The sequence below is a fragment of the Streptacidiphilus alkalitolerans genome (genome assembly GCF_042511045.1).
GTDB lineage: Bacteria > Actinomycetota > Actinomycetes > Streptomycetales > Streptomycetaceae > Streptacidiphilus > Streptacidiphilus alkalitolerans.
The window spans coordinates 65,347-88,992 of sequence record NZ_JBHEZX010000015.1 but is presented as its reverse complement, the minus strand read 5'-3'; the positions used below and the strand labels follow the sequence as shown (position 1 = coordinate 88,992).

26 protein-coding genes are annotated in these 23,646 nt (G+C 72.6%); 19 read left to right on the top strand and 7 right to left on the bottom strand.

Annotation, left to right across the window (positions count from 1 at the left end):
• The first annotated feature begins 107 nt into the window (after window positions 1–107).
• From ACEZDG_RS28450 to ACEZDG_RS28440, 3 genes are read left to right on the top strand one after another with little or no spacing between them, the layout of a single operon-like run.
• Window positions 108–668 (top strand): isochorismatase family protein, encoded by a 561-nt coding sequence (locus ACEZDG_RS28450; protein WP_380514669.1) that lies wholly within the window; start codon window positions 108–110, stop codon window positions 666–668.
• Between the two features lie 19 nt (window positions 669–687).
• The gene (locus ACEZDG_RS28445) at window positions 688–1,041 is read left to right on the top strand and encodes a hypothetical protein (protein WP_380514667.1); all 354 of its coding nucleotides are present in this window, start codon (window positions 688–690) and stop codon (window positions 1,039–1,041) included.
• Window positions 1,042–1,090: 49 nt separating this feature from the next.
• Window positions 1,091–1,687 carry a pyridoxamine 5'-phosphate oxidase family protein gene (locus ACEZDG_RS28440; RefSeq protein ID WP_380514665.1) on the top strand — a complete coding sequence of 199 codons (597 nt, stop codon included), beginning with the start codon at window positions 1,091–1,093 and terminating at the stop codon, window positions 1,685–1,687.
• Between the two features lie 24 nt (window positions 1,688–1,711).
• On the opposite strand, the gene ACEZDG_RS28435 is transcribed toward ACEZDG_RS28440, so the two are convergent.
• A complete protein-coding gene (locus ACEZDG_RS28435) occupies window positions 1,712–2,272 on the bottom strand; it encodes a helix-turn-helix domain-containing protein (RefSeq protein WP_380514662.1) in 561 nt (186 codons plus the stop codon).
• Between the two features lie 47 nt (window positions 2,273–2,319).
• Here ACEZDG_RS28435 and ACEZDG_RS28430 point away from each other — a divergent pair, with 47 nt between their 5' ends.
• The 7 genes from ACEZDG_RS28430 (at window position 2,320) to ACEZDG_RS28400 (ending at window position 8,853) form a co-directional block, all read left to right on the top strand.
• Complete coding sequence (locus tag ACEZDG_RS28430; RefSeq protein ID WP_380514659.1) at window positions 2,320–3,183, top strand: class I SAM-dependent methyltransferase; 864 nt, start codon at window positions 2,320–2,322, stop codon at window positions 3,181–3,183.
• Between the two features lie 56 nt (window positions 3,184–3,239).
• Window positions 3,240–4,187, top strand: a complete 948-nt coding sequence (locus tag ACEZDG_RS28425; RefSeq protein ID WP_380514656.1) for an oxygenase MpaB family protein — start codon at window positions 3,240–3,242, stop codon at window positions 4,185–4,187.
• Between the two features lie 53 nt (window positions 4,188–4,240).
• Window positions 4,241–5,359, top strand: a complete 1,119-nt coding sequence (locus tag ACEZDG_RS28420; protein ID WP_380514653.1) for a glycerol dehydrogenase — start codon at window positions 4,241–4,243, stop codon at window positions 5,357–5,359.
• A 296-nt stretch (window positions 5,360–5,655) separates the two neighbouring features.
• Window positions 5,656–6,789 carry an LLM class flavin-dependent oxidoreductase gene (locus ACEZDG_RS28415; RefSeq protein ID WP_380514650.1) on the top strand — a complete coding sequence of 378 codons (1,134 nt, stop codon included), beginning with the start codon at window positions 5,656–5,658 and terminating at the stop codon, window positions 6,787–6,789.
• Window positions 6,786–7,349, top strand: coding sequence for a GNAT family N-acetyltransferase (locus ACEZDG_RS28410; RefSeq protein ID WP_380514647.1), 564 nt, complete (start codon window positions 6,786–6,788; stop codon window positions 7,347–7,349). The genes ACEZDG_RS28415 and ACEZDG_RS28410 overlap by 4 nt, the downstream gene beginning before the upstream one ends.
• On the top strand, window positions 7,346–8,389 hold the full coding sequence (locus ACEZDG_RS28405) for a ketopantoate reductase family protein (protein WP_380514644.1): 1,044 nt from the start codon (window positions 7,346–7,348) through the stop codon (window positions 8,387–8,389). Before ACEZDG_RS28410 ends, ACEZDG_RS28405 begins: the two co-directional genes overlap by 4 nt.
• A gap of 26 nt (window positions 8,390–8,415) precedes the next feature.
• Window positions 8,416–8,853, top strand: coding sequence for a TIGR03618 family F420-dependent PPOX class oxidoreductase (locus ACEZDG_RS28400; protein WP_380514641.1), 438 nt, complete (start codon window positions 8,416–8,418; stop codon window positions 8,851–8,853).
• Between the two features lie 4 nt (window positions 8,854–8,857).
• On the opposite strand, the gene ACEZDG_RS28395 is transcribed toward ACEZDG_RS28400, so the two are convergent.
• Window positions 8,858–9,778, bottom strand: coding sequence for a sigma-70 family RNA polymerase sigma factor (locus tag ACEZDG_RS28395; RefSeq protein WP_449341739.1), 921 nt, complete (start codon window positions 9,776–9,778; stop codon window positions 8,858–8,860).
• A gap of 73 nt (window positions 9,779–9,851) precedes the next feature.
• Between ACEZDG_RS28395 and ACEZDG_RS28390 the strand changes: the two genes are divergently transcribed.
• The 6 genes from ACEZDG_RS28390 (at window position 9,852) to ACEZDG_RS28365 (ending at window position 16,409) form a co-directional block, all read left to right on the top strand.
• A complete protein-coding gene (locus ACEZDG_RS28390) occupies window positions 9,852–10,616 on the top strand; it encodes an SDR family oxidoreductase (RefSeq protein WP_380514638.1) in 765 nt (254 codons plus the stop codon).
• Between the two features lie 99 nt (window positions 10,617–10,715).
• Window positions 10,716–10,883 carry a hypothetical protein gene (locus ACEZDG_RS28385; RefSeq protein ID WP_380514635.1) on the top strand — a complete coding sequence of 56 codons (168 nt, stop codon included), beginning with the start codon at window positions 10,716–10,718 and terminating at the stop codon, window positions 10,881–10,883.
• A 126-nt stretch (window positions 10,884–11,009) separates the two neighbouring features.
• Window positions 11,010–12,713 (top strand): ABC transporter substrate-binding protein, encoded by a 1,704-nt coding sequence (locus ACEZDG_RS28380; protein WP_380514634.1) that lies wholly within the window; start codon window positions 11,010–11,012, stop codon window positions 12,711–12,713.
• Between the two features lie 11 nt (window positions 12,714–12,724).
• Window positions 12,725–13,732: an ABC transporter permease gene (locus ACEZDG_RS28375; protein WP_380514631.1), complete on the top strand. Its 1,008-nt coding sequence runs from the start codon at window positions 12,725–12,727 to the stop codon at window positions 13,730–13,732.
• A complete protein-coding gene (locus ACEZDG_RS28370; RefSeq protein WP_380514628.1) occupies window positions 13,729–14,715 on the top strand; it encodes an ABC transporter permease in 987 nt (328 codons plus the stop codon). The genes ACEZDG_RS28375 and ACEZDG_RS28370 overlap by 4 nt, the downstream gene beginning before the upstream one ends.
• Window positions 14,715–16,409 carry a dipeptide ABC transporter ATP-binding protein gene (locus ACEZDG_RS28365; protein ID WP_380514625.1) on the top strand — a complete coding sequence of 565 codons (1,695 nt, stop codon included), beginning with the start codon at window positions 14,715–14,717 and terminating at the stop codon, window positions 16,407–16,409. Before ACEZDG_RS28370 ends, ACEZDG_RS28365 begins: the two co-directional genes overlap by 1 nt.
• A 31-nt stretch (window positions 16,410–16,440) precedes the next feature.
• Here ACEZDG_RS28365 and ACEZDG_RS28360 read toward each other — a convergent pair whose 3' ends face one another.
• A complete protein-coding gene (locus ACEZDG_RS28360; protein WP_380514622.1) occupies window positions 16,441–17,652 on the bottom strand; it encodes a cation:proton antiporter in 1,212 nt (403 codons plus the stop codon).
• An 81-nt stretch (window positions 17,653–17,733) separates the two neighbouring features.
• A complete protein-coding gene (locus ACEZDG_RS28355) occupies window positions 17,734–18,330 on the bottom strand; it encodes a TetR family transcriptional regulator (RefSeq protein ID WP_380514619.1) in 597 nt (198 codons plus the stop codon).
• Window positions 18,331–18,436: 106 nt separating this feature from the next.
• On the opposite strand from ACEZDG_RS28355, the gene ACEZDG_RS28350 reads away from it, so the two are divergent.
• A complete protein-coding gene (locus ACEZDG_RS28350; protein WP_380514617.1) occupies window positions 18,437–19,297 on the top strand; it encodes a class I SAM-dependent methyltransferase in 861 nt (286 codons plus the stop codon).
• A 143-nt stretch (window positions 19,298–19,440) separates the two neighbouring features.
• On the opposite strand, the gene ACEZDG_RS28345 is transcribed toward ACEZDG_RS28350, so the two are convergent.
• Together ACEZDG_RS28345 and ACEZDG_RS28340 are read right to left on the bottom strand one after the other, a co-directional pair.
• Window positions 19,441–19,845, bottom strand: coding sequence for an STAS domain-containing protein (locus tag ACEZDG_RS28345; RefSeq protein WP_380514614.1), 405 nt, complete (start codon window positions 19,843–19,845; stop codon window positions 19,441–19,443).
• Window positions 19,846–20,034: 189 nt separating this feature from the next.
• The gene (locus ACEZDG_RS28340) at window positions 20,035–20,784 is read right to left on the bottom strand and encodes a dienelactone hydrolase family protein (protein WP_380514611.1); all 750 of its coding nucleotides are present in this window, start codon (window positions 20,782–20,784) and stop codon (window positions 20,035–20,037) included.
• A gap of 68 nt (window positions 20,785–20,852) precedes the next feature.
• Between ACEZDG_RS28340 and ACEZDG_RS28335 the strand changes: the two genes are divergently transcribed.
• Together ACEZDG_RS28335 and ACEZDG_RS28330 are read left to right on the top strand one after the other, a co-directional pair.
• On the top strand, window positions 20,853–21,677 hold the full coding sequence (locus ACEZDG_RS28335) for a helix-turn-helix transcriptional regulator (RefSeq protein ID WP_380514608.1): 825 nt from the start codon (window positions 20,853–20,855) through the stop codon (window positions 21,675–21,677).
• A gap of 19 nt (window positions 21,678–21,696) precedes the next feature.
• A complete protein-coding gene (locus ACEZDG_RS28330; protein ID WP_380514606.1) occupies window positions 21,697–22,806 on the top strand; it encodes a DNA alkylation repair protein in 1,110 nt (369 codons plus the stop codon).
• Here the strand turns inward: ACEZDG_RS28330 and ACEZDG_RS28325 are convergent.
• Window positions 22,781–23,590: a DUF4389 domain-containing protein gene (locus tag ACEZDG_RS28325; RefSeq protein ID WP_380514603.1), complete on the bottom strand. Its 810-nt coding sequence runs from the start codon at window positions 23,588–23,590 to the stop codon at window positions 22,781–22,783. The genes ACEZDG_RS28330 and ACEZDG_RS28325 overlap by 26 nt on opposite strands.
• Window positions 23,591–23,646: the final 56 nt, after the last annotated feature.

The following is a 23,646-nucleotide window of genomic DNA, read 5'->3' as shown; positions in this document are numbered from 1 at the left end:
ACCACTCGGTCAGGATCCTCGCTAGAGAGCGCTCTCTCGGAATCCGTTGTCAGTGCTCGGGTCTAGCGTGGGAGGTGGCAGAAACCCGGTGTGACCAAGGAGAGAGCATGACCACACTCAAGGACCGGCCGAACACCGCGCTGCTCGTCATCGACGTGCAGAACGGCGTCGTCGAGGGCGCGCACCAGCGCGACGCGGTGGTCGCCAACATCGGCGGCCTGGTCGAGAAGGCGCGGCGGGAACACGTCCCCGTCGTCTGGGTGCAGCACTCCGACGAGGAGCTCCAGGAGGGCAGCGACGCCTGGCGGATCGTCCCCGAGCTGGTCCCGGACGGGACCGAGCCGCGGGTCGGGAAGAACTACGGCGACTCCTTCGAGGCCACCACGCTTGAGGCCGCGCTGTCGGGCCTCGCGGTCGGGCGGCTGCTGGTCGTCGGCGCGGAGAGCGACGCCTGCGTCCGCTCCACCCTGCACGGCGCCTTCACCCGGGGGTACGACGTGACCCTGGTCGGCGACGCCCACACCACCGGCGACAAGTCGGCCTGGGGCGCGCCGCCGCCGGAGCAGGTCATCGCGCACACCAACCTGTACTGGACCTACCAGTCGGCCCCGGGGCGGACGGCCGGCACGGTCGAGACCAAGAATGTGGACTTCGGCGCCACGCCCTGAGGGAACGGCGGTCGCGAGCATGCCGTATCCGCACGGCCGGGGACAGTCACTGCGCGGGCTGCGCGAACGCCTGCGCGGGCGGGCGGCCGACCGGCGGTCGCGGGCCGCCGCGCGGCGCTGGAGCCACGACGGCTCCGAGCCGCGCCTGGCCCGCAGCGACCTGCCCGCGCGGCGGCTGCTCGCGGGCGTCTTCGCGCCGCTGCTCACGCTGGGCGCCGTGGCCTTCGCCCTGCTGGCGGCGGACGGGCCGCACCTCGACCGCGGTATCAACGCCGCGGTCGCCGCCCTGTGCGCGGTGTGCGCGGTCGCCGCCGTGGTGGACCTGCTGGTGATCCGCCGCCGCATGGCGGAGCAGCGCAGGTGGAGGCGCTGAGGCCAAAACCGCAGTGACGACCGGCCTGCCCGGCGGCGATAATCCGACCATGGGAAAGACCTATGACCGCATCGACGGTCGGCTGCGCGAGTTCATCGAGGCGCAGCCCCTCTTCTTCACCGCCACCGCACCGCTGGCGGACACCGGCACGATCAACCTCTCCCCCAAGGGCCTGACCGGCTCCTTCGCCGTCCTCGACGAACTGACCGTCGGCTACCTCGACTTCGCCGGCAGCAATGCCGAGACCATCGCCCACCTGCGCGAGAACGGCCGGATCACGCTGATGTGGTGCGCCTTCCAGGGGCCGCCGAACATCGTCCGGGTGCACGGCCGGGGCGAGCCGGTGTTCCGCGACGACCCGCGCTGGGGCGAACTGGTCAGCCGCTTCCCCGACATCGACGACAGCCTGCACGGGCTGCGCGCGATCATCGTCGTGCACGCCGAGCTGATCCGCGACAGCTGCGGCTACGCCGTGCCGTACCTGAGCTACGACGAGGACCGCGATCTGCACGCCAGGCGGTTCGCCCGCGAGGACGACGAGTCACTCAGCGCGTACTTCGAGAAGAAGGACCACATCGCCTCCAGCATCGACGGCCTGCCCGGGCTCCCGCTCCCGCTGCCGCCGATGCCGAACGCCTCCGTCTGAGCCGCCCGCGGCCGTCCGGGCCGCTCAGGGCCGGAGGTGGGTGCGCTGTCCGTCGTGGTCGAGGATGCCGAGGATCTCGACCGGGCCGCCGTGGGCTCCGAAGGCATGCGGGACCATGGTGGAGAACTGCGCCGCCTGCCCGGTCTCGACCAGGATGGTCCGCTCCCCCAGCAGCAGGGTCAGCGTTCCGGAGAGCACCGTGAACCAGTCCGTCCCCGGATGGACCTTGAGCTCGTCCACCCCCTGCCGGGCGGGTCTGGTGATCCGCATCTTGGCGACGGTCACCCCGGGGTCGGCGCTGAGCATCCAGGTGGTCACCCCGCGCGCGGGGTCACGGTGCGGCCTGATCACCACGTCCTCGTCGCCGGGCGGTTCCACCAGCTGGTCGATGGTGGTGCCCAGCGCCCTTGCTATGACGCTCAGTTGGTCCAGGCTGATGCGGCGGTGGCCGGTCTCGATCCGGCTCAGGGTGGACGGGCTCAGGAAGCAGCGGGCGGCCAGCTCGTCCAGCGACCAGCCCTTCGCCACCCGGAGCCCCCTGATCCGGGTGCGGACCAGGACGTCGAGCTCACTGTCTTGCGTCATACGCAAGAGTGTATGTCATACCGGCAAGGCCGTCGTAGGCTCGAACCATGGCACACCAACCGCACCACCACCATCACTGCACCAGCGAGACCGACCACGCGCCCCTGGCCGAACTGCTCGACCTCGACGCGGAGGTCCTGCACAAGCACCTGGCCAACCTGGTCGGCTGGGTCGACGAGCTCACCGGCGGCACTGCCCCGCGCCGGATCCTCGACCTGGGCTGCGGCACCGGGACCGGGACCTTCGCCCTGCTCCAGCACTTCGAGCGGGCCGAGGCCGTCGCCGTGGACGGCGACCCGCAGATGCTGCGGCACCTGAGCGGCAAGGCCCGCGCGCTCGGCCTGGCCGACCGGATCAGCACCGTCCAGGCGGACCTGGACGCGGACTGGCCCGCCGTCGGCACCGTCGACCTGGTCTGGGCGTCCGCCTCGCTGCACCACATGGCGGATCCCGACCGCACCCTGCGGGAGGTGTTCGCCGCGCTGCGTCCCGGCGGGCTGCTGCTGGCGATCGAGATCGACTCCTTCCCCCGGTTCCTGCCCGACGACCTCGGTTTCGGCCGCCCGGGGCTGGAGGCCCGCGCCCATGCCGCGATGGACGCCCGCCGCGCCGTGGACATGCCGCACCTGGGCTCCGACTGGGGACCGCGGCTGACCCGCAACGGCTTCACCGTCGAGGCCGAGCGCCGCTTCGCCATCGACCTGAAGCCGCCGCTGCCCGCCTCCGCCGGCCGCTACGCCCAGGCGTCCCTGCAGCGGATCCGCGGCGGCTTCGACGGCGAGCTCGCCGCGGACGACCTGGCCGCGCTCGACACCCTGCTCAGCAGCGAGAGCCCGGCCGGCCTGCTGCACCGCGACGACCTCACCGTCCGCGCCGCCCGCACGGCCTGGGCAGCCCGGCGCCCGGAATAGCCTCCCGGTTGCCCGGGAACCCTGTAGGCAGGGACGGACACATCCAGGAGGCCACGGTGTCGCAGGTGATCGGCGGGCGGTCGTTGCGGCGGTGGATCGGGTCGCGGGTGAACTCCACCGTCCACGGCGGCGACCTGCGGCTGCAGCGCTACCGGGAGCCGCCGGGCGATCCCGGGCTGTTCGGCCCGGACACCGTGGTGTGGCGGGTGCACTGCGACATCCCGGGGATGTTCACCGGCGGGCTCGCGGCGCTGCTGCTGCAGTCCCTGCACCCGCTGGCCATCGCCGGCGTCGACCAGCACTCGGACTTCCGGCAGAACCCGATCGACCGGCTCAACCGCACGGCCGGCTTCGTCTCGGTCACCAGCTACGGATCCACCGAGGCGGCCGAGGCCGCGCTGTCCCGGGTGCGCCGGGTGCACGAGTACGTCCGCGGCACGGCGCCGGACGGCAGGCCGTACTCGGCGGCCGATCCGGAGCTGCTCACCTGGGTGCATGTCGCCGAGACCAGCTGCTTCCTGGCCGGCTACCAGGTGTTCGGACGCGGCCGGCTCACCGCGGCGGAGCAGGACCGGTACTTCGCCGAGGTGGCGGTCGTGGCCGAGCGGCTCGGCGCGACGGACGTCCCGGCCTCGACCGCCGAGGTGCGCCGCTACTTCGCCGCGGTGCGCGGTGAACTCGCGGCCACCGAGGCGGCGTTGGCCGCGGTCGAGTTCCTGCGCGGCTTCGGCCCGACGCCGGGCCAGCGCGCCGCGGTCCGGGTGCTGATGAACGGCGCGGTCAGCCTGCTCCCCCCGTGGGCGGCGCAGACGCTGCGGGTGCGGCGCCCGCGCCCGGTCCAGGAGCTGGTCGACCGCCCGGCCGTGCACGCCCTGGGGGCAGTGATGCGCTACGGCTGCGAGCCGTCCGCGATCGTCGGGGCGGCCAGGGCCCGGGTCGCCGCACCGAGGGCGGAACCCGGCCGCGCGCCGGCCGGAAACCCGGTGCCGATGAATGGTTCCTGACCGCGATCCGCGAAAGACTGTCCCGTGGATCGTCCGACAGTGGAGGGAACCCCATGCTCAGCGTCTTCTCCTCCCCCGGGCACTACGTCCAGGGGCGTGACGCCACCGCGTCGCTCGGCCCGGAGATGGCCCGGCTCGGCCTCGCCGGACCGGTGCTGGTGGTCGCCTCCCCCAGCGCGGAACGCCTGCTGGCCGCGACCTGGCGGGAGACCTTCGCGACCGCCGGGTCCGACTACGCCGTGCACCGCTTCGGCGGCGAGTGCAGCCGCGCCGAGATCGCCCTGATCACCGGGGCCGCCACGGCCGACCGCAGCGCCGTGCTGGTCGGCGCCGGCGGCGGCAAGGCCCTGGACGCGGCCCGCGCCGCCGCGGACGAGCTGCGGCTGCCGATGGTCAGTTGCCCGACCGCGGCCTCGAACGACGCGCCGTGCAGCGCCCTGTCCGTCGTCTACACGCCGGAGGGGCAGTTCGAGTCCTACCGGCTGGTGCGGCGCAACCCGGCCCTGGTCCTGGTGGACAGCAGCGTGGTGGTGCGGGCGCCCGCGCGGCTCTTCTCCGCCGGCATGGGCGACGCCCTGGCCACCTGGTTCGAGGCCCGGACCTGTGTGGCCGGCCGGGTCCGCAACATGCGCGGCGGCGCGTCCACGAGCGCGGCCGCGGCGCTGGCCGAACTCTGCCACCGGACGCTGCTGGCGGACGGCCCGCAGGCCCTGGAGGCGGTCCGGCAGCAGGTCGTGGTCCCGGCCGTGGAGCGCCTGATCGAGGCCAACACCCTGCTGTCCGGCCTCGGGTTCGAGTCCTCCGGGCTCGCGGCGGCGCATGCCGTGCACAACGGCCTCACCGCCGTTCCGGAGACGCACGCCTACCTGCACGGCGAGAAGGTGGCCTTCGGGGTGCTGACCCAGCTGGTGCTGGAGGGCGCGCCCAGCAGCGAGACCGCTTCCGTGCTCGACTTCTGCACCGCGGTGGGCCTGCCGGTGACGCTCGCCGAGCTGGGCCTCGCCGACGTCAAGCGCGACACCGTCGAACAGATCGCCGTGCGGGCCACGGCCGAGGGCGAGACCATCCACAACGAGCCTTTCGCCGTCGACGCCGCGATGGTCGCCGACGCGATCCTGGCCGCGGACGCCCTGGGCCGGGCCCGGCCGTCCCGCCCCTCGGGCGGATGTTGACTTGGCCCCGGCGTGCTGTTGGACTGTGCTCCATGAGTACCGAGCAGCACCTGGTCACCCGGTGCCACATCGACTTCGGTCGGGTGTGGTCCGCGGCGTGTTGCCGGTAGCGCTCCGGTAGCGGGAGCCGCTCCGCCCGGCTCGTCCCGCACTCTCCTCCCACCCCGTGCTGTCCGATCAGCATCTCGCGCTCCCGCCCCGCGGCTGACGCGTCGTCATTTCCTGCTGCCTCCATGCCCCTTGTGCCGTCCGCCGGCGGGGCTGTGCGGCACGCCCACCCCCGGAAGGGCCCCAGCATGCCTGTCGAGTTCCTCGGTATCGCCGCCACCAATGACGGTTCGGAGACCAACCCCCGCAGCGGAGCCTCCTTCGACAAGGAGTACACCCTGCGGCTGGCCCGGGCCCACGAGGACCACGGCTGGGACCGGGTCCTGTTCGCCTACGGCTCCGGCTCGCCCGAGCCCGGCACCGCCGCCGCGTACATCGCGGCCCACACCAGCCGGCTGCAGATCCTGCTCGCGCACCGGCCCAATGTGTCCTACCCGACCTTCGCGGCCAAGGAGTTCGCGACCCTGGACCGGATCAGCGAGGGCCGGCTGACGGTCCACTTCATCACCGGCGGCAACGACCACGAGCAGCAGCGCGAGGGCGACTTCCTGCCCAAGGACCAGCGCTACGCCCGCACCCGCGAGTACATCGAGATCGTCAAGCGGGCCTGGACCGAGCACGAGCCCTTCGACCACCAGGGCGACTACTACCGGTTCAACGACTTCGCCGCCGACGTCTTCCCGGTGCAGCAGCCGCGCCCGGACGTCTCCTTCGGCGGGTCCTCGCCCGCCGCCTACGCGGCCGGTGCCGCCGTCGCCGACATCTACGCCCTGTGGGGCGAGCCGCTGGCGGAGACCGCCAAGCAGATCGAGGCCGTGAAGGCGGCGGCCAGGGCCGCCGGGCGGAGTACCCCGCCGCGGATCCAGGTCGCCTTCCGTCCGATCATCGCCCCCACCGAGGAACTGGCCTGGGAGAAGGCCCACCGCACCGTCGACACCATCAACTCCCGGCGCGAGTCCGGGGCCTGGAGCCGCCGGGCCGGTGCCGGAAGCCCGCAGAACACCGGGTCGCAGCGGCTGATCGCGATCGCCGAGCAGGGCGAGCGCTACGACCGCGCGCTGTGGACCCCCACCGCCGCGGCGACCGGCGGGGCGGGCAACTCCAACGCCCTGGTCGGCACCCCCGAGACGGTCGCCCAGGCCCTGCTCGACTACTACGACCTGGGCGTCGACATCCTCTCCGCCCGCGGCTACGACCTGCTCGGCGACGCCATCGACTTCGGCCGCCAGGTCATCCCGCTGGTCCGCGAGGAGGTCGCCAAGCGCGACGCCGAGAAGGCCCGCGCCGGCGCCCGCGCTGCCGCGGAAGGGGCGCTGCGTTGACCACCACCGCCCCGCAGTACGAGGTCCGCACCGCCGTGCTGGCCGACGAGCTGGTCCAACCACTGCTCAGGGAGCTGGAGTACGAGTACTCCACCCGCTACCCCGCGGTCGCCGGCGCGGCCGGCCGCAAGCGGGAGCTCGACCGCTACCCCGCCGAGGAGTTCGAGCCCGAGCACGGCGGCCTGCTGCTCCTGCTGCTCCAGGACGGCGCGGCCGTCGCCGGTGGCGCCTACCGCCGCTACGACGAGCACACCGCCGAGCTCAAGCGGATCTGGACGCACAGCGCGCACCGCCGCCGCGGCCTGGCCCGGCGTGTGGTGCACGAGCTGGAGCAGGCGGCGGCCGCCGCCGGGTACCAGCGGGTCTACCTGACCACCGGGCCGCGCCAGCCCGAGGCCAAGGGCCTCTACCTGGTCACCGGCTACACCGCCCTGTTCGACCTCGCGGCCGACCCGGAGACCCTCGGCGGGCCGCTGCCCTTCGCCAAGTCGCTGACCGGCGCCGCGGCCACCGATACCGTCGGTACTGCCAGTACCGACGACAAGGAGCTCCCGGGATGACCCGCTATGTGATCGTCGGAGCCGGGGCGGTCGGGGTCACCCTCGCCGCCGAGCTGCACCGCTCCGGCGCCGAGGTGCTGCTCGTCGCCCGCGGCGGGCAGCTCGCCGCGCTGCGCGAGGGGCGGCTGCGCTTCGTCCGCCCCAGCGGTACGACGACCCTTCAGATCCCTTACGCCGCAGGCCCCGAGGAGGTGCGGCTGACCGAGGGCGATGTGCTGGTGCTCGCGGTCAAGTCGCAGGACACCGAGCGGACCGTGGGCGACTGGGCCTGGCGCCCGGTGGCCCTGGCCGACGGCGGCCAGGGCCTCGCGGCGACCGCGCTGCCGCTGGTCACCCTGCAGAACGGCCTGGACAGCGAGCGGATCGCGCTGCGCCGCTTCGCCCAGGTCCTGGGCGCCACCATCTGGGTCCCGGCCGTCTACGTCGAGGACGGTGTGGTGGTCAACCCCGCCGCCCCGCTCCCGGCCGCGCTGTGGATCGGCCGCTACCCGCACGGCGACGACCACCCGGCGCTGGGCCCGCTGGCCGAGGACCTGCGGGCCGCGTCCTTCGCGGTCCAGGTGGTGCCGGACATCACCGCCTGGAAGACGGCCAAGCTGCTCGGCAACACCGTGAACGTGCTGGATGCCCTCTACCCGCCCAGCCCGCTGCGCGACCGGGCCGCGGGGCTGCTCGCCGAGGAGGCGCGCTCGGTGTTCGCCGACGCCGGCCTGCCGGTCGTCGACCACGGCGAACGCAGCACCCTGGACCTGGCGGGCTTCACCGTCCAGGAGCTCCCCGGGTATCCGCGCTTCGGCGCTTCCACCTGGCAGAGCCTGGTCCGGTCCGGCTCGCTGGAGGCCGACTTCCTCAACGGCGAGGTCGTGCTGCAGGCCCGGCTGGCCGGACGCACCGCCCCCGCCAACGCCGCCGTGCTGGAACGGATCCAGCGCGCCGTCCAGGAGGGGACACCGGCCGGCTCGCTGGACGACGCGGATCTCGCCGCCACCCTCCCGGAGTTGCGCGCCGCGGTCCCGGTCCCGGCCGGGAACAATCACTGACACGGAGCAGCGGAGAAAGGGAGCACATGACGACGTTGGAGGAAGCCGTCGCGCTCGGGCGCGAGGAGAACGGGCTTGCGGTGGTGTCCACCCTGCGGGCGGACAGCACCATCCAGTCCTCGGTCGTCAACGCCGGAGTGCTGGCGCACCCGGCCACCGGCGAACCGGTCCTGGCCTTCGTCACCTACGGGCGGGTGAAGCTGGCCAACCTCCGGGCGCGGCCCCAGCTCTCCGCCACCTTCCGGCACGGCTGGCAGTGGGCGACGGTCGAGGGCCGGGCCCAGCTGGCCGGCCCGGACGACCCCCAGCCCTGGCTGGACCCGGAGAGCCTGCGCCTGCTGCTGCGCGCGGTCTTCACCGCGGCCGGCGGCGACCACGAGGACTGGGACGAGTACGACCGGGTCATGGCCGAGCAGCGCCGCACGGCGGTCCTGGTCCAGCCGCTCCGCAGCTACAGCAACTAGGGTCCTAACGCCCTCCGCTGTTCGTCCATTCGTCCTCGTCGAGGACGCCGAGGTCGAGGTCGCGCAGCCGGTCCGGTTCCGCGATCACCTCGATGGCGGTGATCAGGTCGTCCGCCATGGTGAAGCGGAGGACCAGGAACAGCCGTCCGAGCGGGGCCATCGCCAGTCCGACCGCACCGTTGACCAGCGCCGGGCCGGTGGACCGAGCCCGCTGCATGGCGGCCATCGCGCCCTCGGCCACGGTCTGCGCGCCGCTGACGACGATCGGCTCGGGGCTGGGCACGACCCACCTGTCGGCCCGCAGCACCACATCCGGGTGCAGCAGGGTGACCAGCGCGTCGAAGTCCCCGCCCCGGGTGGCGGCCAGGAAGGCGTCGACGACCCGGCGCTGACGGGTCAGATCGGCCGCGGGCAGCGGGCTGCCCCCCTTGACCCGGCGGCGGGCCCGGCTGGCGAGCTGCCTCGTCGCGGCCGGGGTCTTCTCGATCATCGGGGCGATCTGGTCGAAGGGCACGGCGAACATGTCGTGCAGCACAAAGGCGAGCCGCTCCGCCGGTGCCAGCGTGTCGAGCACGACCAGGAGGGCGAGGCCCACCGAGTCGGCCATCAACGCCTCCTGCTCCGGATCGACCCCGGCTCCGGCCGCATTCACCGACCCGCGCTCGGGGACCGGATCCGACCCCCGCCCGTCGAACCCGTCGAGCGGGTCCTCGCGCCGGTTCCCACGGGCGCGCAGCATGTTCAGGCACACCCGGGCGACCACCGTGGTCAGCCACCCGCCGAGGTTCTCCACCTCGCCGGTGTCCGCCCGGTCGACCCGCAACCATGCCTCCTGGAGCGCGTCGTCGGCCTCGCTGAGCGAACCGAGCATCCGGTAGGCGACGGCCCGCAGCTGCGGGCGCTGCTCCTCGAATCGTTCCGTCACGCTGTCACATTCCTTGATGGCCGGGGGTCATAGCTGCAGAGGCAGTCAGACAAGATCAAACAAGGAGACAGTCATGGCGTCAACGATCCTGGTCACCGGTGGTACGGGCACCCTGGGCAGCCATGTGGTCCCGCTGCTGCGCGAGGCCGGCCGCGAGGTGCGGGTGCTGAGCCGGCACGGCCGTGCCTCCGCGGACGGCGTCGAGTACCTGACCGCCGACCTGCTCGGCGGCGAGGGCCTGGACCCGGCGCTGGCCGGGGTGGAGACCGTGCTGCACCTCGCCGGCGGCCCCAAGGGCGACGACCTGGCGACCCGGAACCTGGTGCGGGCCGCGGCGCGGGCCGGGGTGAAGCACCTCCTCTACATCTCCGTCGTCGGGGCGGACACCATGCCGATCGGCTGGTTCCGCGCCAAGCTGGGGGCCGAGCGGGCCGTCGCGGAGTCCGGCATCCCCTGGACCACCCTGCGGGCCGCGCAGTTCCACGACCTGGTCCTGGACACGGTGGGCAAAATGGCCAGGCTCCCGGCCGTCCCCTGCCCCGGCGGCCTGCGGTTCCAGCCGGTCGACGCCCGCGAAGTCGCGGCCCGGCTGGCGGAACTGACGCTCGGTGAGCCGTCCGGCCTGGTCCCCGACCTGGTCGGACCGACGGTGTACGGGGTGGCGGAGCTGGCCCGCGGCTACCTGGAGGCTCGCGGCAAGCGCCGCCCGCTGCTGCCGGTCCGGATGCCCGGCAAGGTCGGCCGCGCCTACCGCGCCGCCGACAACCTCTCCGTCACCGGAGCCCTCAAGGGCCACCGCACCTGGGAGGACTTCCTCGCCGAGCGGGTCGGCCAGTAGGTCGGCCAGTACGTCGGCTCCGGGTGGGTGGCAGCCCACCCCCCGCCTCCAGAATGACAGAGCACCGTCAACTCCCGCTCCGCAAAGAACTCCTGACGGATGGTCAGCCAACGGGCGTTCCTGTCGCCGACGGCCGTGTTGACTGAAGTTATTCATCTGCATACCATCACTGCCATGCACACGCTGCGCACATCACCGAAGCAGACGACCTACCGGGTCGTCCTGCTCGCCGTGAGCGCGCACAGCGTCGCCGACATCCTGTGTTGATGTCCATTTCGGGTTGATATTCCCCGGTTATCCCCTCACGGGTTGACGTTTCTTCACTTTCCGTGTGCGCCCACTGCCGCACGGTTGCCTCTGCCAGGGCACTCCTATCTTTCGAGGACCCCCACCATGCTTCGCCATGCCCGAATAGCTGTATTCAGCGTGTCCACTCTGCTGGTCGGCGGCCTGCTCGCCGCCTGCGGCGGCAGCGGCTCGACGTCCGCTTCCTCCTCCTCCGCCGCGTTCTCCGCGTCCACCTGCCAGGGCGGCACGCTGTACGTGCTGAACCAGAGCAAGAACAGCAGCGGTTTCGACCCGGCCGTGCTCTACACCTCCGGCGGCGGCGCCATCCCGCGGCTGCTGTTCCGGACGCTGACCACCCGGCAGAGCGTGGCCGGCACCGCGGGCACCAAGGTGGTCCCCGACCTCGCCACCGACACCGGCGAGCCCAGCCAGAACGCCACGGTGTGGACATACCACCTCAAGCCCGGCCTGACGTACGCGGACGGGACCGCGATCACCTCCGCGGACATCAAGTACGCCGTGGAGCGCTCCTTCTCCTCCCAGCTTGCCGGCGGCCCGCCGTACCTGCGCGACTGGCTGGTCGGCGGGGCGACCTACCAGGGGCCCTACAACGGCGGCGGCGAGCTGGCCTCGGTCAGCACGCCCGACCCCGCCACGATCGTGTTCCATCTGCGCAAGCCCGAGGGCGACTTCCCCTACCTGGCCGCCGAGACCCAGTTCGCGCCGGTCCCCAAGGCCAAGGACACCGGGAAGAACTACAACTCCGCGCCGGTCTCCTCCGGCCCGTACACCATCGCGAGCTACACCCAGGGGCAGTCGCTCGACCTGGTCCGCAATCCGCACTGGTCGCGCACCAGTGACAGCCAGCGGCTGGCCTGCCCCGACAAGATCGACATCAGTCTCGGCCTCTCCCCCGCCGTGATCAACCAGCGGCTGAGCGCCTCGGTCGGCCACGACGCGGACGCCATCAGCACCGACACCACCCTCGACCCGGCCACCCTGGCCAAGATCGCCGCCAACCCCGCGTTGAAGAAGCGCACCGTCAGCGGCACCTTCGCCCAGGCCAACTACCTGGCCTTCAACCTGACCAAGAAGCCCTTCGACAACCTGCTGGTCCGCGAGGCCTTCTCCTACGCGGTGGACCGCACCGCCGTGGTCAACGCCGAGGGCGGCACCCAGCTGGCCACCCCGGCCACCGCCTACACCCCGACCAGCCTCGTCGCCGCCTACCACCCCTACGACTACTTCCCGGCGGGCGCGACCGGGAACCCGGCCAAGGCCAAGCAGCTGCTCGCCCAGGCCGGCTACCCCGACGGGCTGACCGTGTCGCTGGCCTACAACAACAGCGACCCGGCCGCCGCCACCGCCCTGCAGCAGGCCTACGCCAAGGCCGGGATCACCCTCAAGCTCGACGCCATCGACGCCTCCAGCTTCGACGACAAGGTCACCAACACCACCACCCAGCCCGCCCTCACCCTGTTCGGCTGGGGAGCGGACTGGCCCAGCGGCGGCCCCTTCCTCACCCCGATCTTCGACGGCCGCGAGATCGTCAAGGGCGGCGGCAACTTCAACCTCGCGCAGTACAACGACGCCTCGGTGAACGCCGAGATCGACCGGATCAACCAGATCACCGACTACGCCACCGCCCAGAAGGCGTGGGGCGACCTGGACGCGCGGCTCGGCAAGCTCGCGCTGACCGTCCCGCTCTACACCGGCATCGACCAGGTCCTGTACGGCTCCAACGTCAAGAACGCCTACGTCGACGAATGGCGCGGCTGGTACGACATCGCCTCCGTCTCGGTCAAGTGAGCACCGGTCAGATGACGCTCGCCAGTACCGAATCCGGCGCCGAACCCGGCGCGGAGTCCGATCCCGGCGCCGCTGCCGCCGCCCTGCCGAGCTCCGGCTCGGCGGGCGGCGGCCCCGCCGTGCTGCGCCGGCTCTGGTCCCGGCCGGGCGCGCGGACCGCCCTGATCGCCGTCGCCCTGCTCGTCCTGGTCACCCTGACCGCGCCGCTGCTGACCCGGCTGGAGGGCCAGGACCCCGACACCTTCCACGACACCCTGCTCAACTCCGCCACCGGCGGCAGCCCGCTGGGCCACTTCGGCGGCATCAGCGGCCGGCACTGGCTCGGCGTCGAACCCACCACCGGCCGCGACCTGTTCGCCCGGCTGGTCTACGGCGCACGGATCTCGCTGTCCGTCGCGGCCGGGGCCACCCTCGGCCAACTGCTGCTCGGCCTGCTGGTGGGCCTCACCGCCGGACTCTCCGGGCGCCGGGTGGACGCCCTGCTCAGCAGGCTCACCGATCTGACGCTGTCCTTCCCCGGGCTGTTCTTCTCGATCGCCCTGCTCGCGGTCGTCCCGGCCTCCTTTCCGCGCCCGCTGCTGCTGTGCCTGATCCTGGCCGGTTTCGGCTGGGCCGCCACGGCCCGGATCGTCCGGGCCGAGACGATGGTGCTGCGCGAGCGCGACTACGTGTCCGCCGCGCTGCTCACCGGCGCCAGCACCTGGCGGATCGCCCGCCGGGAGATCCTGCCCGGCCTGGTCCCGCCGGTGGTGACGTACACCGCGCTCGCGCTGCCGGGGAACATGGTCGCCGAGGCCGGACTGTCCTTCCTCGGACTGGGCGTCAAACCGCCCACCCCGTCCTGGGGGCAGATGCTCTCCGGCGCCACCACCTGGTTCCAGGTCGACCCGACCTATGTGCTGATCCCGGCGCTCACCCTGCTGCTCTGCGTGTTCGCCTTCACCGCGCTGGGCGAGTCGCTCCGGGTCGCGCTCGACCCCAAGGCGACGACGACCACCGGAAGGACGGCCGGACGATGACCCGCTTCCTGCTGCGCCGGCTGCTGGGCGCGGCCGGGGTGCTGCTCGCCCTGGCCGCCGTGATCTATGCGATCTTCTACCTGATGCCGGGCGACCCCGCAGTACTGGCCTGCGGCAAGGGCTGCACTGCGCCCCAACTCGCCGCGGTCCGCCACTCCCTGGGCACCGACCGGCCCGTCCCCCAGCAGTTCTGGACGTTCCTGTCGACCCTGGTGGCCGGCCACCGCTACAGCACCGGGCCGACCACGGTCTGGTGCTCGGCGCCCTGCCTCGGCTACTCCTTCCAGAGCGCCGCGCCGGTCACCGGCATGCTGCTCGACCGCCTCCCGGTGGACGTCTCGCTGACCCTGGGCGCGGCCGTGATGTGGCTGGCCCTGGGCATCGGCGCCGGGCTGTACTCGGCCCGGCGGCCCGGTACGCTCCGGGACCGGATCACCAGCTTCGTGGTGCTCGCCCTGGGCTCCACCCCGGTGTTCATCCTGGCGCTGTTCCTGCTGCTGGCCGCCTGTGTGTGGCTGCAGGTGCTGCCCTTCCCCAGCTATGTGCCGTTCACCGAGAACCCGGCCCTGTGGGCGCAGAACCTGCTGCTGCCGTGGCTGGCGATCGCCCTGGTCTCCGCCGCCGGCTACGCCAGGCTCACCCGCGCGGGCGTCCTGGAGGCGCTCAGCCTCGACCACATCCGCACCCTGCGCGCCTACGGCTGGAGCGAGCGCCGGATCGTCACCCGGCACGCCGTCCGCGGGGCGCTGCCGACGCTGGCGACCGTGGCCGCGATGGACATCGGCGCGCTGCTCGCCGGGGCGGTGTTCACCGAGACCATGTTCGGCCTGCCGGGCCTTGGCAAGCTCACCGTGGACTCGGCCTCCTCGCTGGACCTGCCCGTGGTCTGCGGGGTCACCCTGCTCGCGGGAGTCCTGGTCATCGCCGCCAATACCGCCGCCGACCTGCTGTATGCGGCGCTCGACCCGAGAGTCAGAATCTGATGAGCACACCCGTTCCGCAGCCCGTTCTGCAGGTCGAGAACCTCCGGATCCAGTTCCCCGGTCCCGGGGGCTCCTTCGAGCAGGGAGCCGTCACCGCGCTGGAGGGACTGAACTTCGAGCTGTCCGCAGGCCAAGTGCTTGGCCTGGTGGGCGAGTCCGGTTCGGGCAAGTCCGCCGCCGCGCTGGCCCTGCTCGGTCTGCACCGCGGCACCGGCGCCCGGGTCGGCGGAGCCGTCCGGCTGCACCGGGACGGGGCACCGGTGACCGACATCAACACCGTGGACAACGCGCAGTTGCGCAAGCTGCGCGGCCCCGAACTGGCCATGGTCTTCCAGGAGCCGCTGACCAGCCTCGATCCCTACCGCACGGTCGGCGCGCAGATCGCCGCCGTCCACCGGTTGCACCACGGCAGCAGCCGCGCGGTCGCCCGGGAGCGCACGGCCGAGGCGCTCGACCGGGTCGGCATCGATCCGGCCACCCGCTACGGTGCCTATCCGCACCAGTTCTCCGGCGGCATGCGGCAGCGGGCCCTGATCGCGATGGCCCTGGTGCTGCGCCCCCGGGTACTGGTCGCCGACGAGCCGACCACCGCGCTGGACGTCACCGTCCAGGCCCAGATCCTGGACCTGCTGGACGAGTTGCGTGCGGAGACCGGCATGGGCCTGGTGCTGATCAGCCATGACCTGGGCGTGGTCGCGGGCATCGCCGACGAGGTGCTGGTGCTGCGGCGCGGCGAGGCCGTCGAACACGGGCCGGTGGGACGGGTACTGGCCACGCCGACGCACGACTACACCCGCCGGCTCCTCGCCGCCGTCCCGAGGATCGACGCTCCGCTGACACCGGCTCAGATCCCGTCTGTGGAAGCGGACCCGGTGGACGACGTGCTGCTGCGGACCGAGAAACTGACGGTCCGTTATCCCCGCGGCGCGTCCCGTTCGGCCTCGATCCACGCGCTGGACCAGGTCGATCTGGAGATCCGGCGCGGTGAGTCGCTCGGCATCGTCGGGGAGAGCGGCAGCGGCAAGACCACGCTCGGACGCGCCCTGGTCCGGCTGCTCGACCCGACCGAGGGCCGGGTGCTCTACCGGGGGCAGGACATCGGCGCCTGGCACGGTCAGCAGCTGCGCCGGTCCCGGCGCGACCTGCAGATGGTGTTCCAGGATCCCGCCTCCTCCCTCAACCCCCGTCGCAGCATCGGTGATTCGGTCGCCGAACCGCTGCGGGTCACCGGGGTCAGGGACTCCCGGCAGCTCAGGTCCAGGGCCGGCGGGCTGCTGGAGCGGGTCGGACTCGGGGCCGAGCTCTACGACCGCTATCCGCACCAACTGTCCGGCGGCCAGCGGCAGCGGGCCGCCATCGCCCGGGCGCTGATCCTCGAACCGCAGCTGGTCGTCTGCGACGAACCGGTGTCGGCCCTTGACGTCACCACCCAGGCACAGGTGGTGGCCCTGCTCGCGGAACTGCGCGCGGACTTCGACCTGACCCTGGTCTTCATCGCCCACGACCTCGCCGTGGTGCGGCAGGTCAGCGACCGGATCGCGGTGATGCGGCGGGGCGAGATCGTGGAGACCCTGACCGCCGCGTCCCTGGCCGAGGCCGCCCACCCCTACACCCGCTCGCTGCTCGACGCCGTGCCGATCCCCGACCCGGTGGCCGCGCGCGAACAGCGGAGGGCCAGGATCCCGGCGGCCTGAGGCATGGACCGGGTCGGACGGGCGGAGCGGCTCACCAGCTCTCCGCGTCGGCGGCGGCGGGGTTCGCGGTGCCCCGCACGGTGGACGCCGCGAGCGGGAACAGCAGCACGGACAGCATCCCGGCCCCCACCAGCGCGGCGGCGCCCGCGTCGCTCAGGCTTCCGGCCTGGGTCTCGATGGTGGTGATCGCCACGATCAGCGGCAGCCCGGTCGCGGCATAGAGGCCCAGTCCGACCCGGTCCCGGCGCGGAAGCGGCCCAGGGGCGGTGAGCGCGGCGGCCGTGCCGCGCAGCAGGAGCATCAGCAGCAGGAAGAGCGGCAGCAGGAGCAGCGCGGTGCCGCCGTCGAGCAGTGCGTCGAGGTCGAAGTTCAGTCCGCTGACGACGAAGAACACCGGCACCAGGTAGCCGAAGCCCAGGCCCTCGAGTTTGGCGTCGATCCACTGCGCCTGGCTCTCGGGGACCTCGCGCAGCAGCAGCCGGCAGACCACCCCGGCCGCGAACGCCCCCAGCAGGATGTCCAGTTGCAGCAGATAGGCCAGGGCCACCATCAGCGAGAGCACCGTGACCACCAGCCGGACGGCGAACTGTCCGCTGGTGCGCAGCGTCGCCTCGATCAGCCGGCCCAGGACCGGGTTCCGCGGGCGCCGGGCCCACCGCAGCGCGCCCAGGGTCAGCACCCCGAAGAAGGCCAGGACCAGGGCCGATTTCACCGAGGAGCGCTCGGTGGGGAGCAGCGAGATCGCCACGATCGGGGCGAACTCGCCGACCGCGCCGGTGGCGGTGACCAGCGCGCCGAAGCGGGTGCCCAGTTCCCCCGAGTCGCGCAGCACGGGGAGGACGGTGCCCAGGGCGGTGGTGGTCAGCGCGACCCCGACGAACGGGCTGGTGGTGATGGAGTCCGGCAGCAGGGCGGCCACCGCGACGGCCGCCAGCAGCGACACGCCCCAGGCGATCCCGGCCCGGCGCAGCGGCCCGCCGCTGAGGTCGGCGAAGTTGATCTCGAATCCGGCCAGGAAGATCAGCATGGCCAGGCCGAACTGCGACAGCGTCTGCAGAAAGCTTGAGTTCGGGTCGACCCAGTGCAGGACGGAGGGCCCGATCAGCACGCCCAGGGCGATCTCGAAGACCACGGTGGGCACATCGATCCAGCGCCGGGCCTGGTAGGCGAGCACCGGCGCGAGCAGCGCGGCGGTCGGCACAAGGATGAGGGCGGAAGCCTTGATTTCAGACGGATCGGACATATCGTCAGCGTGTCAGCCGACAGTCGCGCCGAACGGGATCCCACGCCGGGGCCGCCCCGGATCACCGCAGGCCGCAGCAGGTCACGGCGTGGCGGCACGGGCGAGCGTGGCGACCAGGTCGCGCAGTTGTCGCTGGAGGTCCGGCCCGTCGGCTCCGTAGCCGGTCATCAGCAGATGGTGGGTGGTGCCGATCAGCGCCAGGGCGAGGGAGCCGGTGTCCGCCGTGGCAGCGACACGGCCGAGCCGCTGTTCGGCGTCCAGGTAGCGGGTGACCGTGTCCTGGATGCTGCCGAATCCCGGGGCTCCGCCCTGCAGCGCCCGACGGATCCTCAGCGAGGCGCCCGGCCTGGTCAGCGCCACACCGGCGATGGTGGGGCTGGTGGACGTCAGCAGGGTGAGGGCGACCGCCAGCAGGTTGTCGGCGACGGTGTCCTGACCCGCCCGCGCGGAAAGCTGCTCGGCCTGCCGCGCCGCGCGCGCGAAGCGGTCCAGGACCAGATCGGCGACGAACTCGTCCAGCCCGGCGAAGTGGGCGTGCAGCAGCCCTTTGGCGCAGTCCGCCTCGGCGGTGACCGCCCTGCTGGTCAAGGCGCCGGGACCGTCGCGGTCCAGGACCCGCTCCGCGGCGGCGAACAGTCGCTCACGGACGTCGGGGGTGGCCACTCCACGCGGTGACATGGTGCCTCTTTCGCTTGCTCTTGCCAGTATGGGCACCCGCCCATACTGTTTGGGCATACGCCCATACTAGACCGGGCAAGGACTCGCTCCGCGCAGGAGGCACCGCATGGGACAGATCGTCAACACCGAACAGGCGCAGGCATGGAACGGTTACGAGGGCATCCAGTGGGCGCGCAGCCAGAGCCGCTGGGACGCGGTGAACGAGGGCTTCAACGCTCCGCTCCTGGGGGCTGCCGCGATCGGGGCGGACGCCACCGTCCTCGACGTCGGCTGCGGGGCGGGACGCACGACCAGGCTGGCCGCACGCCAGGCCGTCCACGGCCGCGTCCTGGGCCTGGATCTGTCACTGCCGATGCTGGAACGCGCCCGGGCGACCACTCGCCAGGAGGGCATCCGCAATGTCGCCTTCGAGCACGGGGACGCCCAGGTCCACCCCCTCGCACCCGGCGCCTTCGACACCGTGATCAGCCGCTTCGGGGTGATGTTCTTCGCCGACCCGGTCGCCGCCTTCGGCAACCTCGCACGCGCGCTGCGCCCCGGCGGCCGGATGGCGTTCATCTGCGGGGCCGATGCCGAACGCAACCAGTGGATCGAGGTGCTGGCGGTACTGCGGCCCTTTCTGCCGGCCAATGACTTCGGCGCCCCTGGCAGCGCCGGCATGTTCTCGCTGGCCGACCCCGGCCGCATCCATGACGTCCTGTCAGCCGCCGGCCTGGCCGCCGTCTCGGTGGAACGCGTGGAGGCCGAGGGCACTTGGGGGCAGGACGCGGACGACGCGGCGGCCTTCATGCTCGACACCGGCCCCGGACACCATCTGGCGGCCACGCTCGAACCGGCCACCCTGGACCGCGCCCGCCGGGCGCTCACCGAGGCCCTGCACGACCACGAGGTGCCGCAGCAGGAGGGCGGCCACACGGTCCGCCTTCGCGGCACCGGCTGGCTGGTCACCGCCGACCGCCCCGGCTGAGGCGGGAGCTGCGGCCCTGCCAGACCTCCCCAGGCGAGGCAGGGCCGCACGCGTCCGGCATCTACCTCGAACTGCCGGAAGCGGTAGGCAGTTTCGCACACGCCTCTGCTCGGCGTCTTGGCGTATCGGCGTCAAAGGACTGGTCAGTCGCCTTGCAGCGGGCCGCGCTGCCGCGGCAGCCAGGCCCGCTCGCGGCCGACGTCCTGGTCCGCGAAGGGGTCGGGGCCCGGCTCCGGATCGGGCCGGGTGAGGTCGGCGCCCAGTCCCAGGCATTCAAGGACCCGCCGGTGCAGGGGAGAGGGTGCCAGCACATGCACCGCGACGCCGTGGTCCCGACCGCGTCGGCGGGTGTCGCTGATCAGATGGGCGGTCTCGGTCCCCAGGAAGGTGGTCCCGCTGAGGTCGAACACGATCTCCCGTAACCGCGGGAGGGGCTCCCACAGTTGTGTCCGCGCTGCCGCGCGGACGTCCTCGATGTTGGTGATGTCGACTTCCGCCGGCAGCGCGACGACGGCGCGGCCCGCGATGGTGTGAATGCGCAAGGACACGGGTCCTCGCCTCCCATGGCAGTCGAAAGCCAGGGGTCCGGGCGGACTCCGGCCTTGTCACTACCACCCTGTCCCGACCTGCCGCGGCAATGCCCGCCGAGCGGCAATATCCCCCGAGAGGATGAACCGGTTGCGCGCGGAACACCCGCGCGCCGCGCGGACGTGCCTACACCCACCCCCCCGGGGGGCCTACGCTGCTCCGACGCCGGTCAGCAGCGTATGGACGCGCTGCCAGGCGTCGGCCGCCGCGGCCGGATCGGTGTTGAGGAAGCCGTGACCGGCCCCGGGATACACCACGACCTCGTGGTCGACGCCGGCCTCGCGCAGCGCGTCGGCGATCTCGCTCCGGTGGCCGGGCGGGACGACCTGGTCGTCCTCGCCGACCAGGAAGAGCACCTTCCCGGTGATGGACGGGGTCAGCGACAGGGTCGGCTGGGGTCGGCCCAGCGGAATGTCGGTCGTCGGCAGCCAGCCGCCGTAGAGGACGGCCACGGCGGCGAGGTCGAAGGCGGTGGCCGCGAGGTAGGCGATATGACCGCCCAGGCTCAGCCCGACCATGCTGACGGGTTCGCTGCCCGAGGCCCGCAGGTGGTCGATGCAGGCGCCGACGTCCTGGAGCACGGTGGTCCGTGTCATCAGCCCCAGGAGTTCGAAGCCCCGCTCCCGGCCCGCCGGGTCCCTGGCCAGTTCCTCGCCGGGCGCGGTCCGGTGGTGCAGGTCCGGTGCGAGCGCCACGAAGCCGAGCCCGGCCAGCCGGTCGCAGACGTCACGGACGGCGGCGTCAACGCCGAACAGCTCCATGCCCACCACCACGCCCGGAAACGGCCCGGGGTCGGCGGGACGGGCGAGATACGCCCCCATCGGCGGCCCCTCCCCCACCCGGACGTCAACGTGTTCGACCTGGATCGCATACGGCCCGGTGGCGCTCTGTGTGGTCATGGCGCCAAGGTAGCCGCGTCCTAAACTGGTAACCACAGCATGCTGTTCCTAGTCACAGGAGTACCAGGATGACCCGGCCCGCGGTCCCGGCACGGGAGTTGGGAGACCTGCTGCGTGCGCGGCGCGAACGGCTGCAGCCCGCCGACGTCGGCCTGCCGCCAGGTGTCCGGCGCCGGACCCGGGGCCTGCGCCGCGAGGAGGTGGCCCAGCTCGCGGCCATCTCCTCGACCTACTACACCGTCCTGGAACAGGGCCGCGACGTGCGCCCCTCCCGCCAGGTGCTCGACGCGCTGGCGACCGCGCTGCGGCTCGACAGCACCGAACGCACCCACATCCACGAGCTCATCCACGGCGCGCCGTCGGCGGCGGGCCGGGCCGCCGCCGAGTCGCTCCCGCCCGCGGTCCTCGCGCTCGTCGACCGGCTCGACCCGTCTCCGGCCTATGTCACCGGTCGCCGCTGGGACGTGCTGGCCTCCAACCGCGCGGCCCGGGCCCTGTGGACCGACTGGCCCGCCCGACCGGCCCAGGACCGCAATATGCTCTGGTGGACGTTCGCCGACCCCGAGGCCCGGGAGATCCTGGTCGACTGGCCGGCCGAGGCGTCCGCGCTGCTCGGCCGGTTCCGCACGGCCGCGGCCCGCCACCCGGGCGACCCCGGCTTCGCCGAGCTGCTGGAACGGCTGCACGCGGTGAGCCCCGAGGTGCGGGACTGGTGGCCCCGACACACCGTCACCCCGCTGAGCTCCGGCAGCAAACGGCTGCGCCATCCTGTGCTGGGAGAACTCGAACTCCAGCACCTCGTGCTTCAACTCGCCGACGATCCCGAACAGAAGCTCGTCACCTTCACAGCAGCCGAAGCGGACCAGGACCGAATCACCGCACTGCTGGGATGACCACCACCGAGGAGACACCATGCCGTTCGCCGACGAGCTGATCGGCGACCACGCCGCGAAGGCGCTGGTCACCGCGATCCGGGCGGCGGCGCCCGGCACGCCGCTGCCGACCCTGCGCGCCGCTGCGAAGGACCTGACCGGACGCGCGCTGCGGGAGCGCAGCGACCTGCTGCGCGACGCGCTGCTCGCGGACCTCCCCGGCGACTACGCCGCCTTCGCCGGGACGATCCGGGCCGCGCAGCAGGGGTCGCCGCCGTTCGAGGGCTGGCTGATCTGGCCGGTCACCAGCGCCGTCGCCACCCGAGCGATCACCGACGGGAGCAGCGGGGCCTTCGACGACGCGGTCCGGCTGCTGGCCGAGCTCACCCCCCGACTCACCTCCGAGTTCGCCCTCCGGGTGCTGCTGGACCACGACCTGGACCGGACCCTGGCCATCGTCCGGACCTGGACCGGCTCGCCCGACGAGCACGTACGGCGGCTGGCCTCCGAGGGGACCCGGCCGTTCCTGCCGTGGGCCCGGCGGGTCCCCGCCCTGCTGGCCCGGCCGGAGGAGACCCTGCCGGTCATCAACGCCCTCTACCGCGACGAGAGCGAGTACGTCCGCCGTTCCGTCGCCAACCACCTCAACGACCTGAGCCGGCAGCAGCCGGAGCTGACCGTGCGCACCGCCGCCGCCTGGCTCGCCGCCCCGGACCAGAACACACCGTGGCTGGTCCGGCACGGGCTGCGGACGCTGATCAAGAAGGGCCACCCCGGGGCGCTCGGCCTGATGGGCTTCGCGCCCGCCACCGTCGAGGTCACCGGCCCGGCACTGGCCGCCGCCGAGGTCCCGTTCGGCGGCGAGCTGGCCTTCACCGCCACCGTCGTCAACACCGGGACCGCACCAGCCACCCTGGCGATCGACTACATCGTGCACCATCGGAAGGCGACCGGTAAGCAGAGCGGCAAGACCTTCAAACTCACCACCGCCACCCTCGCGCCCGGGCGGAAGCTGGAGCTGTCCCGCAGGCACTCGTTCCGCGAGATCACCACCCGGCGCTACCACCCCGGCGTGCACGCCGTGGAACTCCAGGTCAACGGTGTGCAGCACGGCCGCACCGACTTCACCCTGCTGCCGCCGACCGGCTGAGGTGAACCCCCTGACCGGCGCTGACGCTGCTGCTGTCACCGTTGCCTCGGGAAATGGAGGAGAAGACGGTGGACAGCAGTCCCAGCAGCAGGAACAGCAGCACCAGGGCCTTGGCGGCACCGGAGAGGATCAGCGGACGGCTGGCCGACCGCGGCGGCACCAGTGAGGGCACCGGGTCGCCGAACAGGTGCTTGGGGTAGGCCGGAGTCAGCAGAACGACATAGGCGCTCAGCCGCATCGCATAGCGGGTGACCGCGGCGGTGGCCTCGAACAACGGCACCGGCAGGCGGCCCAGGACCAGCGCCACCAGCCAGATGACGATGCTGATCGCATACCAGCCCGTGGTGACCAGGCTCTCCACGATGGCGGCGGGGATCAGCAGGATGATCCGGAACAGCACCGCCAACCGGTTCAGTTCGGTCGGGTGCAGTTCGACCTGCACCGGGTGGTCCGGGGCGCTGAATCCGAACGGCGGGTAGCGGTCCACCAGCAGCATCCCGTAGGCGTACACCCGGGTCTGGTAGACCAGGCAGCCGCCCAGGAACCAGGCGATCGGCCCCGGCAGCCGGCCCAGGACCAGGGCCGCGAACCACCCCAGCACCATCACCAGGAAGCCGGCGATCCCCAGGAACACCAGGACGATGTACTGCGGGACCAGCAGCAGCCACCGCAGCAGGACGGTCCAGCGCCGCTGCTCGCCCGGCTCCGGCAGATCCAGCTCGGGAAGCACCTCTCCCGTCGTCGGGAACACCGGTGGGGACACTGCCCATGTCTCGCGCGCCATGCTCGGCTCCTGTCGTCCTGGTGCGGTGCGGCCGTTCCCGTCGTGCCCTTGGCCCC